Source organism: Azospirillum brasilense (assembly GCF_005222205.1).
Classification (GTDB): domain Bacteria; phylum Pseudomonadota; class Alphaproteobacteria; order Azospirillales; family Azospirillaceae; genus Azospirillum; species Azospirillum brasilense_G.
This window is the reverse complement of sequence record NZ_CP032345.1, coordinates 2,092,735-2,108,569: the sequence shown is the minus strand read 5'-3', so window position 1 is coordinate 2,108,569 and position 15,835 is coordinate 2,092,735. Positions and strand designations below refer to the sequence as shown.

General features: G+C 69.5%; 17 protein-coding genes. 14 read left to right on the top strand and 3 right to left on the bottom strand.

The features are described 5' to 3' along the window. Positions 1–27: 27 nt before the first annotated feature. A complete protein-coding gene (locus tag D3869_RS10205; protein ID WP_137139959.1) occupies positions 28–735 on the bottom strand; it encodes a cytochrome b/b6 domain-containing protein in 708 nt (235 codons plus the stop codon). A 213-nt stretch (positions 736–948) separates the two neighbouring features. On the opposite strand from D3869_RS10205, the gene D3869_RS10200 reads away from it, so the two are divergent. Further along, a complete protein-coding gene (locus D3869_RS10200) occupies positions 949–1,188 on the top strand; it encodes a DUF4170 domain-containing protein (protein WP_035675610.1) in 240 nt (79 codons plus the stop codon). A gap of 62 nt (positions 1,189–1,250) precedes the next feature. After that, on the top strand, positions 1,251–1,766 hold the full coding sequence (locus D3869_RS10195) for a metallophosphoesterase family protein (RefSeq protein WP_137139958.1): 516 nt from the start codon (positions 1,251–1,253) through the stop codon (positions 1,764–1,766). Between the two features lie 187 nt (positions 1,767–1,953). Here D3869_RS10195 and D3869_RS10190 read toward each other — a convergent pair whose 3' ends face one another. Both D3869_RS10190 and D3869_RS10185 read right to left on the bottom strand, forming a co-directional pair. After that, a complete protein-coding gene (locus D3869_RS10190; protein ID WP_137139957.1) occupies positions 1,954–3,567 on the bottom strand; it encodes a GMC family oxidoreductase in 1,614 nt (537 codons plus the stop codon). A 49-nt stretch (positions 3,568–3,616) separates the two neighbouring features. Next, positions 3,617–4,411, bottom strand: coding sequence for an alpha/beta fold hydrolase (locus tag D3869_RS10185; RefSeq protein WP_137139956.1), 795 nt, complete (start codon positions 4,409–4,411; stop codon positions 3,617–3,619). 128 nt (positions 4,412–4,539) lie between these two features. On the opposite strand from D3869_RS10185, the gene D3869_RS10180 reads away from it, so the two are divergent. From D3869_RS10180 to D3869_RS10125, 12 genes are all read left to right on the top strand, one after another. Further along, positions 4,540–5,013 carry a MarR family winged helix-turn-helix transcriptional regulator gene (locus D3869_RS10180; RefSeq protein WP_137139955.1) on the top strand — a complete coding sequence of 158 codons (474 nt, stop codon included), beginning with the start codon at positions 4,540–4,542 and terminating at the stop codon, positions 5,011–5,013. A gap of 325 nt (positions 5,014–5,338) precedes the next feature. Continuing rightward, positions 5,339–5,863 (top strand): RNA polymerase sigma factor, encoded by a 525-nt coding sequence (locus D3869_RS10175; RefSeq protein WP_137139954.1) that lies wholly within the window; start codon positions 5,339–5,341, stop codon positions 5,861–5,863. A gap of 103 nt (positions 5,864–5,966) precedes the next feature. Further along, entirely contained in the window at positions 5,967–7,013 is a 1,047-nt protein-coding gene (locus D3869_RS10170; protein ID WP_137139953.1) for a FecR family protein, read from the top strand. Between the two features lie 222 nt (positions 7,014–7,235). Continuing rightward, positions 7,236–9,674: a TonB-dependent receptor gene (locus tag D3869_RS10165; RefSeq protein ID WP_247895614.1), complete on the top strand. Its 2,439-nt coding sequence runs from the start codon at positions 7,236–7,238 to the stop codon at positions 9,672–9,674. A gap of 64 nt (positions 9,675–9,738) precedes the next feature. Then, on the top strand, positions 9,739–10,902 hold the full coding sequence (locus tag D3869_RS10160; RefSeq protein WP_137139952.1) for a PepSY-associated TM helix domain-containing protein: 1,164 nt from the start codon (positions 9,739–9,741) through the stop codon (positions 10,900–10,902). Beyond that, complete coding sequence (locus tag D3869_RS10155) at positions 10,899–11,084, top strand: hypothetical protein (RefSeq protein WP_137139951.1); 186 nt, start codon at positions 10,899–10,901, stop codon at positions 11,082–11,084. The genes D3869_RS10160 and D3869_RS10155 overlap by 4 nt, the downstream gene beginning before the upstream one ends. 277 nt (positions 11,085–11,361) lie before the next feature. Further along, positions 11,362–11,565 carry a hypothetical protein gene (locus D3869_RS10150; protein ID WP_137139950.1) on the top strand — a complete coding sequence of 68 codons (204 nt, stop codon included), beginning with the start codon at positions 11,362–11,364 and terminating at the stop codon, positions 11,563–11,565. A gap of 61 nt (positions 11,566–11,626) precedes the next feature. Then, complete coding sequence (locus D3869_RS10145; RefSeq protein ID WP_137139949.1) at positions 11,627–12,253, top strand: malonic semialdehyde reductase; 627 nt, start codon at positions 11,627–11,629, stop codon at positions 12,251–12,253. A gap of 65 nt (positions 12,254–12,318) precedes the next feature. Beyond that, positions 12,319–13,125 (top strand): HAD hydrolase family protein, encoded by an 807-nt coding sequence (locus D3869_RS10140; protein ID WP_211114936.1) that lies wholly within the window; start codon positions 12,319–12,321, stop codon positions 13,123–13,125. Positions 13,126–13,143: 18 nt separating this feature from the next. After that, a complete protein-coding gene (locus tag D3869_RS10135) occupies positions 13,144–14,061 on the top strand; it encodes a LysR substrate-binding domain-containing protein (RefSeq protein WP_247895613.1) in 918 nt (305 codons plus the stop codon). A 103-nt stretch (positions 14,062–14,164) separates the two neighbouring features. Then, positions 14,165–14,974, top strand: coding sequence for an ABC transporter permease subunit (locus tag D3869_RS10130; RefSeq protein WP_137139947.1), 810 nt, complete (start codon positions 14,165–14,167; stop codon positions 14,972–14,974). A 6-nt stretch (positions 14,975–14,980) separates the two neighbouring features. Continuing rightward, the gene (locus D3869_RS10125; RefSeq protein ID WP_137139946.1) at positions 14,981–15,829 is read left to right on the top strand and encodes an ABC transporter ATP-binding protein; all 849 of its coding nucleotides are present in this window, start codon (positions 14,981–14,983) and stop codon (positions 15,827–15,829) included. Positions 15,830–15,835: the final 6 nt, after the last annotated feature.

Here is a 15,835-nt window from a genome sequence, read left to right as displayed (position 1 = left end):
TTGCGGGGAAGGACCGTGCGGGGCCTCTCAGCCGGCCTGGACCACCGCCGCCACCAATCCCGCGACCGTGGCCAGAACGGCCAGGGCCAGCGCCGCCGGGCGGCGCTTCGGCGACTCGACCGGCGCATCCGCCGGGATCGCCTTCCGCCCCGTGATCATCGGGCGGATCAGATTGTCCCGCTTGACCAGAAGATAGGCCAGCACGGCCAGCACATGCACGCCGATCAGGATCAGGATCCCGTCGGCCAGGATGCGGTGCAGCGTGCTGAACCCCGCCACGACACTCCCCGATGCCAGCGCCACCAGCGGCCCGTCCACCAGGATGTCGTCGGAGGTGAAGAGGCCGGCCACCGCCTGGAGCGTCAGCGCCCCCAGCAGCGCCAGCACCATCAGCCCGCCCATCGGGTTGTGCCCGACGACCGGCTCCGGCTCCGTGCCGCCGCGCCCGGCGCGGAGCATCCCGCAGGCGTAGGCGAGGACGGCGCGCGGTCCCTTCACGAAATGGCTGAAGCGGGCGGTCTGGCTGCCGATCAGCCCCCAGACGAGCCGGAACAGCAGGAGCGCCAGGATCGCCTCCCCCGCCAGCATGTGGATGGTCATGCGGTCGGTCTTGGCGGAGACCACCGCGACCGTCACCAGAAGGACCAGGCTCCAATGAAACAGGCGCGTCGGCAAGTCCCAGACCGCGACCTCGCGCCGGGCCTTCGTCCGATTTGTGGTATTACCAACAACCATGAATCACCCCTCGCTTCTTCTGTTCTTCCTTAGACTATGCCCCAGGGCGGTGCCTTTTGCCCAGCTTTCGGAAAAAAAGCGACAATCCTGCGGGAAGGAGGCGGCGAAGCACTGTCATTGCACTTGAAGAAGCGGGCGGACGACGGATATGACGTACTCAAAAATCCGGCCCACCTCCCGTCCCCACCCCATCCCAAAAAGGATGCCCGCGTCATGCCCGACAAGCAGCTTCTCCACCTCGTCTTCGGCGGCGAACTCGTCCGTCCCGATTCCGACCAGTTCGTCGACCCGACGAAGGTCCACATCGTGGGCATCTTCCCCAACTACGACGAGGCGTACAAGGCGTGGCGCGGCGCCACCGGGATGACCATCGACGACGCCCACACCCGCTACTTCATCGTGCACCTGCACCGGCTGCTCGATCCGTCGGCGGACGGGCACAAGCACGATTGACGGACGGCCGCAACCGGCGGCGCGGGGAACCCTCCGCGCCGCCGCTGCGTTGAGGACCCCCGATGGCGGTCTTCTTCACCAGCGACACGCATTTCGGCCACGCCGGCGCGCTCAGCCGCTTCCGCCGCCCCTTCGCGTCGGTCGCGGACATGGACGAGGCCATGGTGGCCAACTGGAACGCCACGGTCTCTCCGGACGACGTGGTGTGGCACCTCGGCGACTTCGCCCTGCACCGCAAGCCGGACGCGATGGCAGCGCTCCTGGAGCGTCTGCACGGCACCAAGCACCTGATCACCGGCAACAACGACGGCCCCGCCACCCTGGTCCTGCCCGGCTGGGCGAGCGTGCAGCCCTATGCGGAGCTTCTGCTGGACGAGCGGCGGCTGGTGCTGTGCCATTACGCCTTCCGCACCTGGAACGGCATGTACAAGGGCGCTTTGAACCTGCACGGTCACAGCCACGGCCAGTTGAAGGGCATGCCCCGGCAGGTCGACGTCGGTGTGGACGTGTGGGATTTCCGCCCGGTCACCGTCGAGACGATCCTTGCCGCCCGGCAACGCACGAAGAAGCGGGAATAGAAGAAACGGGAATAGCCCACGCGACGATTCCCGTTCGCCGCGTCCCCTCCCCTGACCGCGCCGCCCATCACGAACGCGGACGGCGACTCGCCGGTGCCGAGCCCAGGCGTGGCCCCTCGGACCGGGGCCCTCCCCGTCGCCGGACGCTCAACATGCAGCGTGCGGCCCGGGTTTTGGTGAAAAGCGTCTACACCCCGTGCCGCCGCTGCAGGATGTCAGCGGCACGCTCGCCCACGATCGCGCACGGTGCTTGCGTGTTGCCCGTCGTCACCCTCGGGAGGATCGAGCCGTCCGCGACGCGCAGCCGGTCGATGCCGTGGACCGCCAGCGACGCGTCGACGACCGACCGGTCATCCATGCCCATCCGAGCCGTCCCGCATTGGTGCCAATAGGTCACCGCCGCATCGCGGAGGAATTGATCGTCGATCGCCGCCCCCATCCCGGGGATGGCCTCGCGCCGGACATGGGGCGCGAACGCCGCATCGTTCCCGATCTCGCGGCACAGCCGCACGCAGGCGCGTGCCGTTTCCAGGTCCCGCGGATCGGACAGCATGTTGGGATCGACCACAGGCGCCACGGCCGGGTCCGCCGACCGCAGCCGCACCTCGCCACGGCTGTGGGGCTGCGCCAAGCCTGCGAACATCGTCCACCCGTGGTCGGGGACGCCGCGCGCCGCCGTGCGCTCGCTGGGAACGGGGAATTCGACCTGGCAGAACAGAAGGTCCGGCGCCTCCAAGCCGGGGCGGCTTGTCCAGTAGAGCGTCGCCTCGCTCCCGCTGGCGCGCGGAGCGATCGGCTCCCGGTACTCCCAGGTGCAGCCGAACGACACATGATCCTGCAGGCCGCGGCCGACGCCGGGCAGATGACGCACGACCGGAATGCCGTGCCGGTCAAGCTGGCTCCGGTCGCCGATCCCGGACAGCATGAGCAGCTTGGGCGTGTTGATGGCGCCGGTGGACAGGATGACCTCCGAGCCTGCCGTGATCGACCGAATCCGGCCGTCCCGTTCGACCTCGACGCCGGTCGCCGTCGTCCCGTCGAGGAGCACGCGGCGCACGAGCGTGTCCGTCAGGATCGTGAGGTTCGGTCGATCGGCCACAGGATGGACATAGGCGCGGTAGAGCGAGTTGCGCCGTCCATCCCGCACGAGCATGTCGGTGTAGGCCACGCCTCCCGCGGTTTCCATCATCCGGCCATTGGGGCTGTCGTGGCGCGGGATGCCGAGGGACCCGGCCGCGCTGAGCAGAGCGTCGGCGATCGGACTCGGGTTCTGGGCAGGCTGCACCCACACCGGTCCGGAGTTGCCGCGGTAATGCGGGTCCGGCGCACCCCGCCAGTTCTCGATGCGTCGGTAGATGCCGAGAACCGCCTCATAGCTCCAGCCGGCATCGCCGGACTGGTCCGCGAAGTGATCCCAGTCGGCGCGATGGCCCCTTGCCCACACCATGACATTGATGCTCGACCCGCCGCCGAGCCCCTTGCCCATGGACATGGGAAGCGTGCGGCCACCCAGATGCGGGTTCGGCTCCGCCTGGAACCCCCAGTCGCGCCGACCGCCGAGGTTGGTGGGCCACAACGACGGATTCAGCACCGCCTCATCCTCGTCGCCGCCCCCCGCTTCGATGAGGAGCACGGAGCAGTCGGCATTCTCAGCCAGGCGGCGTGCGATCACGGATCCCGATGCGCCGGCACCGCAGACGATGAAGTCATAGGCCGGCTTGAGGTTGGCGAGTCGTTGCGTCTGGTTGTCACGGACGCGCCGGTTGAACTCCTCGGAACCGCCGGAAATGGAATGGTTCATGGCATGGACCTTGTGATGAGCGGAGAGAATGGTCCGACGGGACCGGGGCCTAGGGCGAAACCGCGCCCGACTGCTGGGCCGCATCGTCGATCACCGTCGCGACCACCTCCGCCCGCGTGACGTAGACGGCATGGCTGGCCGGGACGTTCGTGACCTTCGCACCGATGCGTTTGGCCATGTCCTGGAGCATCCGCTGATCGAAAGCCTTGTCCTCCGTCGCGATCACCGCCCAGCTGGGCTTGGTCCGCCAGGCGGCATGCCGGAGCGTCACGCCGAAGCTCGCCATATTGATCGGAACCTGCGACGCCGCCAGGAAATCGACGTCGGCCTTCGTCGCATCCGCCGCGAAGCCGGCGGCGAAATTCTCCGGCTTGATGAAGCCGAAGCCGTCCCCGCTCGTCTCGATGACGAACTCGGGCGGTGTCGTATAGCCGTCATATTGCTGCGCCGTGGTTTCGCCGGCGTCGGGCGACAGGGCGGACACATAGACCAGACCACGCACCTTGGGATGGACACCGGCTTCGGTGATGACCGTGCCGCCCCAGCTGTGGCCGACCAGAACGGCGGGACCGTCCTGCCTGTCGAGTGCCCGCCGCGTGGCCGCCACATCGTCTTCGAAGGAGGTGAGCGGGTTCTGGACGATCGTGACCCGGTATCCCCGGTTGGTCAGGTCCTCATAGACCTTCCGCCATCCCGATCCGTCGGCGAAGGCGCCATGGACAAGGACGATGTTCCTGACAACCGCCCGATCGACGGAATGGCTGGTCGGCTGAGCCTGCGCGATCGACACCGGAAGCGTGACGGCCGACGCGGCCAGGATCAGGGTCCGAAGCGTGTTCTTCATGCTTGCCTCCGCTTGACTGCGATAATTGTTATCGCGATAACTATGTGTGCCGCCGGCGCCTCTCCTTGTCCAGGAAATTTTATCGCGATATATGTCGGTGGAAGATGCGCTGCGAAGGGAGCCAGCCTGTGTCGAACGAGAACAACCCGCCGGTGCCGCTGGAGGATCAGCTCTGCTTCGCGATCTACTCGGCCGGCATCGCCATCCAGCGGGCCTACAAGCCGCTGCTGGACGCCCTTGGCCTCACCTATCCGCAGTATCTCGTCCTCAACATCCTGTGGCGGGAGGACGGACAGACGGTGGGGAGCATCGCCCAGCAGCTCGCCCTTGAATCCAGCACGCTGACGCCCCTGCTCAAACGCCTCGAGGCTGCGGAGCTGATCCAGCGCACGCGCAACCCGACCAACGAGAGGCAGGTGATCGTGTCGCTGACGGCTAAGGGAATGGATCTGCGCTCCAGGGCCGGCTGCCTGGGCGATACGCTGCTCCACGCCTCCGGACAGTCGCCCGCCGCCTTGGCGAAGCTCAACCGCGAGATCGCGCAACTGCGGGATTCCGTTTACGCGCATATCGGCGGTTGGACGTCACCCGACGCGCATTGACGGGAGGCGCGCTCTCGCGCCGTCGGAACCGCCCCCCGTTTAGGAAAAACGCTTCCCTCCCCCTTCACACCTTTGCAGCCATCAACCCTGCGAAGGCGGGCATCCGGGAGACCTTGCCGCGAAGTGACCGAGGCGCAGTTTCTGATAATAAGAATAGTTCGCATTAGGGGGTCAATACGGCTATACCGGTGCGATCGGCATCCCAGGCGATGGCCCCACGGGCGCCGGTTTCATTGCATCCGTCATCCCGCGCATCTGTGACCGACACCCTCCGCCCTCCGCCGCCCGACGCCCCCCATTCCTGGACCCGTTCCTGGAGCGCCCGATGACGGGCCCCGTAGGCACGTGGGCGCGCAGGATCGCGGAGTTGTTCGATGCGCATCGCCTGCGCGTGGAACGTGCCATCACGCGGCGGACCGGGGATCCGCAAACGGCGGGCGATCTCGCACAGGATGCCTTCCTGCGGCTGGCCCGTCTGCCCGATGGCGAGGCGATCCAGAATCCGGCCGGGCTGCTGTATGTTGTGGCCGACCGCGTGGCGCTGGACCATTGCCGGGCGGCCAAGCGCCAGCGCCTGCGTGAGGCCGGCCCGCCCGACGAGGAGTTGCCCTCCTCCGGCCCCGGTGCCGACATGGTGGTGGAGCGGAACCAGACCATGGCCCGGCTGCGCGGCGCCATCGACTCCCTGTCGCCCAAGACCCGTGAGGTGTTCCTTCTCTACCATGTCGAAGGCCTGTCCTATCGCGCCATTGGTGAACGGCTCGGCATCTCCCCCCGCACGGTGGAGTACCATCTGCGCACGGCGCTGGAGCAGTGCCGCACGCACATGAAGCGGCGTCCGCTGCGATGATGGGCCGGGCCAATGCCCCGGCAGGTCATTTTCTTTGAGGGATCGGCCGTCCTCGACCGTCTATCCAAACACCAGACACAAAAGGAGCGCGCAGCGAGACGCGATGGATCACCAGGATGGACAGCGCAGCGAGCCGGCGGACGGCGGACCGGACGAAGACCGGCTGTTCTCGGAAGCCAACGCGTGGCACTTCCGCCTGCAATCCGACGACGTCAGGCCGGCGGAGCGTGCCGCCTTTGCCGAATGGCTGGCCCGCAGTCCGGCTCACTCCCACGCCTGGGCCGGCCTCCAGACCCTGCTTCACGACCTGAAGGAACCCGCCCGCGCCGCTTACGCCGAATCCCGCATCGCGCCGCCCCGCCGCCCCGCGAAGGCCACCGCGATTGCCCCCGCGGCGGCCCCCGTGATTGCCGGTGTGCGGCGCCTTGCCGTGGCGTTGACGATCCTGCTGGTGGTCGGCGGTCTCGGCGTCTGGCGCGGACCGACGCTCTACCAGAACGCCGTTGCGGACCAGGTGACCTCGACCGGGCAGCGCCGGACCCTGACCCTGCCGGATGGCTCCACGGTCGACATGAACGGCGACACCGCGCTGGCGTTCGATTATCGACACGGCGAGCGGCGTGTCCGCATCCTGCGCGGCGAGGCGTGGTTCCACGTCACGCGCGATCCCGACCATCCCTTCGTCGTCGATGGCGGGGCGGGGGCCGCCCGTGTGCTGGGAACCCAATTCAGCGTCCGGCGTGAGACCGACCGCACGACGGTGACCGTGGGCGAAGGGCTGGTGGAGGTCGTCGCCCATCGGAACGCCGACGGCAACGCCCCCTGGCCCGACAGCGTCCGCCTGCACCCGGGCGAGAGCGCGGAGGCCGACGCCGACGGCCTGACCGGGCCACGGACGGTGGACCCCGCCGTCGCCTTCGCGTGGCGCCAGGGCCAGATCGTCTTCCGCCAGCAGCCGCTCGCCTCCGTCATCGCGGCTCTGAACCGGCAATGGCCGGGCCGGGTGATCCTGCTGAACGACGAGGCGGCGGAGCGCGTCGTGTCCGGCGTCTTCGCGCTCGACCGGCCGGATGCCGTGATCGACGCGCTGGAGCGCGGCCTCGGCGTGCGCGCCACCCGCATCACCCCTTACCTGACCCTGCTCCGCTGAAAAAAATCGGCGGGACCTAAAAAACTTCCCAGGGTTCTCCGCGCGCCCGTCGTCATGTCCGGGAAAGGAGAGAATGAGACGCAATCGCAGAAAGCGGCGCGCTCTCTCACCGGACGACAGAGGCGAGCGATGGCATCGGTGAAGTGTGAAGCGGTGAAGTGTGAAGCGACGGGTGTGACGAACGGGCGCCGGGACGGCGTAGAGGGCCGCCGGTTGGGGCGCGTGCTCCCGAGGACGCTCCTGGGGCGGCTCCTGGCGACGACGATGCTGATGGTGCCGGGCCTTCCGCTGTCCGGCGTCCCCGCGGCGGTGGCGCAGCCGACCCAGGAGACGATCCCGGCCGGCCCGGTGACCTTCGCCATCGCGCCACAGTCGGTGGACGGGGCGCTTGCCGCCTTCTCCAGCGCCACGCGCATCCAGGTGCTGAGCCCCGGTGCCGTGACCCAGGGCGTCAATTCCCCCGGCGTCAGCGGATCGATGACCGCGCGCGAGGGGCTGAACCGCCTGCTCTCCGGCACCGGGCTGGCCGCCCGCTTCCTCAACGCCGAGACCGTGACGGTCGAGCGCGTGGCCGCCGCCGGCGACGCCGTCCTGCTCGATCCGGTGCAGGTCGAAGGCAGCCGGGGCGCCACCGGCCCCGGCGCCCTGCCCCCGGCCTACGCCGGCGGTCAGGTGGCGCGCGGCGGGCGCATCGGCGCGCTGGGCAACCAGGACGCGATGGACGTTCCCTTCTCCGTCACCAGCTACACCGCCGAAACCATCCGCAACCAGCAGGCGGACACCATCGCCGACGTGCTGGCCAACGACCCGGCGGTGCGCAGCAGCCTCGGCTACGGCAATTTCGCCGAGAGCTTCGTCATCCGCGGCTTCCAGCTGGCCGGGGAGGATCTGTCGGTCGACGGCCTCTACGGCACCGCTCCGCGCCAGATCGTCGCCACCAACATGTTCGAACGGGTGGAGGTGCTGAAGGGCGCCAACGCCTTCCTCAATGGCGCGGCCCCCAGCGGGTCCGGCATCGGCGGCGGCGTGAACCTCGTGCCCAAGCGGGCGGAGGATGATCCGCTGACCCGGCTGACCGCCAGCTACGCCATGGACAGCCGGCTCGGCCTGTCCGCGGATGTCGGGCGCCGGTTCGGCGACGCCAAGCAGTTCGGCGTGCGCGCCAACGCCGCGGTCCGCGGCGGCGACACCGCCATCGACGACGAGGAGCGGACGATGAAGCTCGGCTCCCTGGCGTTGGATTACCGCGGCGAGCGCGCCCGCGTGACGCTCGACGTCGGCACCCAGACCCAACGGGTGGAGCAGGGCCGCCCCGTGGTCTATGTCGGCAGCTTCGTCCCGGCGGTGCCGTCGGCCTCGCAGAATTACGCGCAGCCCTGGAGCTATTCGCGGATGCGCGACACCTTCGGCCAGATCCGCGCCGAATACGACCTTCTGCCCAACCTGACCGCCTACGGCGCCTTCGGCCTGCGCAGCATGCGCGAGGACGGCGACTACGCCTCCCCCACCATCACGCGGCCCGACGGCACCGGCACGGTCCGGCGCCTGACCGTCCCGCGCGAGGACGACACCGTCACCGGCCAGGGCGGCGTCCGGGCCGACCTGCAGACCGGCCCGCTCCGGCACCAGCTGAACGCCGGCGCCTCCGCGCTGCGGACGACCAACAACAACGGCTTCGAATTCGGCACGACCTCCACCATCAACCTTTACAACATGGTCGGCTTCCCGCGCCCGGCGACGACATCGTCCAGCGGCATGGTCGGCGACCTGCCGAAGGTCAGCGAGTCGGTGCTGCGCAGCGTCTACGCGTCGGACACCGTGTCGATCCTGAACGACCGGGTGATGGTCACCGCCGGCCTGCGCCAGCAGAACATCCAGGTCCGCGGCTACAACCGGGCCAACGGCGCCCGCACCTCCGATTACGACCAGTCGGCGCTGACGCCGGTGGTCGGGCTGGTGGTGAAGCCGGTCGAGCAACTGTCGCTCTACGCCAACCGGATCGAGGGGCTGGCGCAGGGGCCGACCGCACCATCCACCGCGGTCAATTCCGGAGAGATCTTCGAGCCCTACCGGTCGGTCCAGTACGAGGTCGGCGGCAAGCTGGACTTCGGCAGCTTCGGCGGATCGCTGTCGCTGTTCCAGACGACGCAGCCCAGCGGCGTCACCGACCCGTTCACCCGCGTCTACAGCGTGTCGGGGGAACAGCGCAACCGCGGCATCGAACTGATGCTGTACGGCGAACCGGTGCAGGGCGTCCGGCTGCTGGGCGGCGCCACCTTCATCGATCCGGAGCTGAGCGACACCGGCAGCGCCGCGACCGAGGGCAAGGACGCCGTCGGCGTGCCGCGCCACCAGTTCAACGCCAACGTCGAATGGGACCTGCCCTTCCTCCCCGCGTCCTTCCCCACCGTGACGCTGACCGGGCGCGTGATCCACACCGGATCGCAGTATCTCAACACCGCCAACACGCTGAAGATTCCCGCCTGGACCCGCTTCGACGTCGGCGCGCGGATGATCGCCGACGTCCAGAACCGTCCGGTCACCATCCGGGCGGCGGTCGAGAACGTGACCGACAAGGCCTATTGGGCGTCGGCCTCCGGCGGCTACCTGAGCCAGGGCAGCCCGCTGACGGCCAAGCTGTCGGTGTCGGTCGATTTCTGAGAGCGGATTTCCGAGGCTGGATGTCCGACCGGCGAAGCCATGACGGCGGCATGAGGGGGCCCCGATGACCAACCGAACCATCCGGATCTGGACGCTGATCCACAAATGGACCAGCCTGATCTGCACGATCTTCATGCTGCTGCTGTGCCTGACCGGCCTGCCGCTGATCTTCCATGACGAGATCGAGGCGCTGACGGCCGAGGACACCCTTCCGCCCATGCCGGAGGACACGCCCTTGAAATCGCTGGACGAGGCGGTGGCTTCGGCGCTGGCGACCTACCCCGGCGAGCGCCCGCTGTTCCTCAGCTTCGACGTGGACCGGCCGGTGGTGAACGTCACCACCGGCCCGGGGGCCCGCCCTCCGGTGTCGCAAATGCACATCTCGGCCATCGACCTGCGCACGACGCGGATCCTGGCCGACCTGAACGACGACGACGGGTTCATGCATGTGATGCTGCGCCTGCATGTGGACCTGTTCGCCGGGCTGCCCGGCGAGCTGTTCCTGGGCTTCATGGGCTTCCTGCTGTTCCTGGCCACCCTGTCGGGGGTCGTGATCTACGCCCCCTTCATGCGGAAACTGTCCTTCGGCACGGTGCGGGCCGGGCGCGGCCAACGGCTGAAATGGCTCGACCTGCACAACATGCTGGGCATCGTCACGCTGATGTGGGTGGTGGTGGTCGGATTGACCGGCGTCATCAACACCCTGTCCGTGCCGCTGGTCGCCTATTGGCGCGCCAACGAGCTTGCGGCGATGATCGCCCCCTACGAGGGCAAGCCGGTTCCGGAGCGCTTCACCTCGGTCGATGCGGCCGTCCGCACCGCCATGGAGGCCGCCCCCGGCATGCGTCCGCAATTCGTCGCCTTCCCCGGCGTGCGCTTTTCCAGCAACCACCATTACGCGGTGTGGCTGAAGGGAGCCACGCCGGCCACCAACCGGATCCTGACCCCCGCCCTGATCGACGCCGAGACGGGGGCCTTCACCGACATGCGCTCCATGCCCTGGTACATGCTGGCGCTGCGGCTGTCGCAGCCGCTGCATTTCGGCGACTATGGCGGGCTGCCGATGAAGATCCTGTGGGCGGTGCTGGACCTGCTGACCATCGTCATCCTCGGCAGCGGCCTTTATTTGTGGATCGCCCGCCGCCGCCTTATCCAGGCTCGCCGTACCCAGGATCATGCCGCCGCAGGCCCCGGCCTGCGCGCCAACGCCGGGCAGGCTGCGGAATGACGTCGCGCGCTCCCTTCCGACCGTTGGCGGTCTTCGGCATTCCCATGGCGATCGCGCTCGTCACCACCGTCGGGCTGATCGCCGCCCTGCTGGATGATGGCGTCGTGGACGCCGTGTCCTGGGCAGCACTGTCGGTCCCCGTGCTCACCGCGGTCTGGTCCTGGCGCAAGCGCAAGCGCTGAACGCAACTCCTCATGTCGTCATGGGTGCCGTTCGGGACGTCGTTGGACACAAAGAGGCGGAGAAGGACCGGGCGTATTGCCGATGGCTGCGCCCCGTCCGCGTCGCAGGATCATCGAAAAACCTCGCCCGGGGCGAAGCGCGTGCTTGACGCCGAGCGTATTTCCTATTTTCCTATATGAAATATATATAATTAATACGGCTGCGGATTGTTGTTATGGCCGCCGCAGCCGTCCGGAGGATGTTCCGTCTCCCTCCCTTCCAAACAGGAGACCCGACATGCAGGCCTCGGACGATTTCCAACGGATGCTGATCGCGTCGCTCAGCCCGTCTTGCGTCTTGCCCTTGCCGCTGCCGTCGGAAACCCCGGCGGGCGCATCGGACGGACGGCGCATGGACGATCCGCCGGCCAGCCATCGGCTGGCCCTGGGGGTCGGTATCGCCGTGGCAGTCCTCCCGGTGCCGCTGGCCGCGCTGGCCTGATCCGCCGCTACGCCCTGGCCTGACCCGACCGCACCCTTTCTCCCAGACGGAGCCTCCCTTCATGCCGGACACCCTCGTTTCCGCCGACTCTCCCATTGCCGGCCTTCCGGACGACCTCGTGCCGGCTGCCGAGCGCCTGTTCCTGAACGCCCGCACGCCGCAGTCCTGGTCGGACCGCCCGGTCCCGGTGGAGACGCTGCACCGGCTTTACGAGCTGGTCCGGCTGGCGCCGACCGCCTTCAACGGCAGTCCGGCGCGCTTCGTCTTCCTGACGACGCCGGAGGCCAAGGAACGGCTGCGCCCGGCGCTGAGCCGCGGGAACCTGTCCAAGCTGGCCGCCGGAGCCATTGCCATCACCGCCTACGACCGCCGCTTCACCGAACATCTGCCGGTGCTGAGCCCGCATTTCGACCCGACGCCGCTGTTCGCCAACGATCCCGCCCTGACGGAGGCAACCGCCTTCCGCAGCGGCACGCTCCAGGCCGGCTACCTGATCCTGGCCGCCCGGCTGCTGGGGCTGGACGCCGGGCCGATGTCGGGGTTCGACGCCGACGCGGTGGACCGGGAGTTCTTCCCCGACGGGCGCCTGCACGCCAACATCCTCGTGGCGCTCGGCCATGCCGAGGGGCCGCCGGCCCGTCCCCGCGCACCGCGCCTGGACCTGTCCCAGGCCGTGACCGTCCTGTGAGCCAACCGCGGGACGAGGGCGCGCGCCATGACCGACCCCACCGGGGTGCGGCGCCCGGAGAATGCGTGAGCACCCTCACCGTGTTGCGTCCGCTGGCGCAGGCGCCCGCGGCGGACCTCGCCCGCGTGCGCTTCGTGCTGACCGACATGGACGACACGCTGACCCACCGGGGCCGCCTGTCCGCCCGCACCTACGACGCCATCGAGCGGTTGCGGGACGCCGGGCTTCCGGTGCTGCCGGTGACCGCGGCCCCCGCCGGCTGGGCCGACCAGATGGCCCGCATGTGGCCGGTGGACGGGGTGATCGCCGAGAACGGCGGCCTGTTCCTGCGCCGCACCCCGGACGGCGACGCCGAGCGCCGCTTCTGGCACGGGGAGGCGGAGCGGGCGGCGGTCGCGGAACGGCTCGACCGGCTGTCGCACGCCATTCGCGAGGCGTTGCCGGGGGTGGAGCCGGCGAGCGACCAGCCCTTCCGCCTGACCAGCCTCGCCTTCCGCGCGCCGGAGGATACCGGTTTGCGGGCGGCCCTGGCCGCGCTCTTCCGGGAGGCCGGGGCGGACGTGACGGTCAATTCGCTGTGGGTGCTGGGCTGGATCGGCGGCTACGACAAGCTGACCATGGCCCGCCGCGTGCTGCGCGAGACCCACGGCCTGGACATCGACGACGACGCCGATGCGGTCGCCTACGCCGGCGATTCGCTCAACGACGCGCCGATGTTCGCCCATTTCCCGCTGTCGGTCGGCGTCAGCACGGTGGCCGACATCCTGCCCGAGCTTCCCGCGCCGCCCGCATGGATCACCCGCGGCCCCGGCGGCGACGGCTTCGTGGAACTGGCCGACGCGCTGCTGGCCGCCCGCCGCACGGTTCGCTGACGCGCGGCGGGGGTAGTGATGCTTCCCACCAACCTCGACATGGACGTGCTGCGGGCGCTGGTCATCGCGATGGAGCATGGCGGCTTCGCCCGCGCCGCCGAGCGGCTGGGCCGCACCCAGTCGGCGATCAGCCTCCAGATGAAGAAGCTGGAGGAGCAGGTCGGCCAGCCGCTGTTCCGCAAGGCGGGCCGCACGGTGGCGCTGACCGACGCCGGGGATCTGCTGCTGGGCTACGCCCGCCGCATCGTCGCCCTGAACGACGAGGCGCTGTCCACCGTGCGCGGGCGGGCGATGGACGGCACGGTGCGGGTCGGCTTCCCGCAGGATCTGGCGGAACGCTGGCTTCCCGCCGTGCTCGGCTCCTTCCACCGCGCCCATCCGCGCATCCATGTGGAGGCGCAGGTCGGCCGCGGGCGCGAACTGCGCGAGAGGGTCGCGCAAGGAGCGCTCGATCTGGCTTTGGCCTTCGGTGAGATCGGCGGCACGCCCGGCATTCCCGGTTCGGCGGCGCTCGCCCATCTGCCGGTGGTCTGGGTGGCGCCGGAGGGATTCCGGGGCGATCCGGCAGCCTCCCTGCCGCTCGCCCTGCTCGACGCGCCCTGCATGTTCCGCCAGCACGGGATCGAACGGCTGGACGGCGGCGGGCGGCCCTGGCGCATCACCTTCACCAGCCCCAGCCTGTCCGGTTTGTGGGCGGCGGTGGAAGCCGGGCTGGGGGTGACCGTGCGCACGCCGCTGGGCCTGCCGGAGACGCTGTCGATCCTTGAGCCGGACGGGGCTCTGCCGGCGCTCGGCACGGTGCCGCTGGAACTGCACCGCGCGCCGTCCGCGGCCAGCCCCGCGGTGGACCGGCTGTGCGGGATTTTGACCGAATCCCTGGGCGCGATGCTGGCCGACGACCGATCGCACAAACAACACAAAATATGCGTTACTTGAGTATTTCTGAACAATCCTGTTTGTGTTTTTTGTTTTTCCTATTTCCGCAATAGGAATAGGCTTTTCCCCGGAGCGCCAACCCTGGCCGGCTTCGGGAGGCATCATGACGGCAGCCACCGTGAAAAAGCCGGGACGTTCGTCCCGCGCCGCCGCGTTCGCGGCGGGCCTGCGCCGCTGCGCGGTGCCTCTCGCCCTGCTGGCGCTGTGGCAGACCAGCGTCGGGCTCGGCTGGATCTCCACCCGGTCCATCCCGTCGCCAACCCAGATCCTGCTGGCTTTCTGGGAACTGACGGCCAGCGGCGAGCTGGCGGTTCATCTGCTGGTGTCGCTGGGCCGGGTCAGCGGCGGGCTGGCCATCGGCGTGTCGGTCGGCACGGTTTGCGCCCTGGTCGCCGGTCTGTCGAAGCGGGGAGAGGACGCGCTGGACGCGCTGCTCCAGATGCTGCGCACCTTGCCCCATCTGGCGCTGGTGCCGCTGTTCATCCTGTGGTTCGGCATCGGCGAGGCTCCGAAGATCGCCCTGGTCGCGCTCGGCTCCGCCTTTCCGATCTATCTGAACCTCTTCGCCGGCATCCGCACGGTCGACGCCAAGGTGGTGGAGGCGGTGTCCACCCTCGGCCTCACCCGGCGGGAGCTGATCGCCCTCGTCATCCTGCCGGGGGCGCTGCCCTCCTTCCTGACCGGCCTGCGCTACGCCCTCGGCGTCGCGTGGCTCAGCCTGGTGGTGGGGGAGCAGATCAACGCCTCCAGCGGCATCGGCTATCTGGCGATGACCGCCCGCGACTTCCTGCGCACCGACGTGATCATCGTCGCCCTGATCGTCTACGCCATCCTGGGGCTGCTCGCCGACCTGATCGTCCGGGCGATCGAGCGGTCGGCCCTGGCTTGGCGCCCCGCCTTCATCAAGGAGTGACCCTCCATGAGCCACAGCCTTCCGCAAACCGCCGCTCCCGGGACCGAAGCCGTCGTGACGGTGCGCGGCCTGGTCCGCGGCTTCGGCAACGGCAACGTGCTGGACGGCCTGTCGCTGGATCTTCAGCCGGGGTCCTTCACCGCCCTGCTGGGCCGGTCCGGCTGCGGCAAGTCCACGCTGCTGCGCACGCTGGCGAAGCTGGACCCGGCGCCGCCCGGCACGGTCACGCTGCCCGACGAGCGCGCCGTGGTGTTCCAGGAGCCGCGGCTGGTCCCCTGGATGCCGGTTCTGCGCAACGTCACGCTGGGGCTGCGCCATACCGACGCGGAAGCCCGCGGCCGCGCCGCCCTGGCGGAGGTCGGGCTGTCCCACCGCACCCGCGCCTGGCCGCTGACGCTGTCGGGCGGAGAGGCGCAGCGGGCGGCGCTGGCCCGCGCGCTGGTGCGGGAGCCGCGCCTGCTGCTGCTCGACGAGCCCTTCGCGGCGCTCGACGCGCTGACCCGCCTGCGCATGCAGGGGCTGGTCGAAACGCTGTGGCGCGCCCACGCCCCGGCGATCCTGCTGGTGACCCACGACGTGGACGAGGCGCTGCTGCTGGCCGACCGCGCCCTGGTGATGGCCGACGGCCGGATCGCCGCCGACATCCCGGTCCCGCTCGCCCGCCCGCGCCGCCACGGCGACCCCGGATTCATCGCGCTGCGCAGCCGCCTGCTCGCCGAACTCGGCATCGACGAGGAGCGTCTCGCCGGGCAGGAGCCGCAGCGCAGCGCGACCGATTCCAGACCGGCGCCGCCCGGCGTGGCCGTGGGCGGCTACGCCCTGCCCGCGGGAGCCGTCGCCGCCCCTTCCCACTGACTTCCA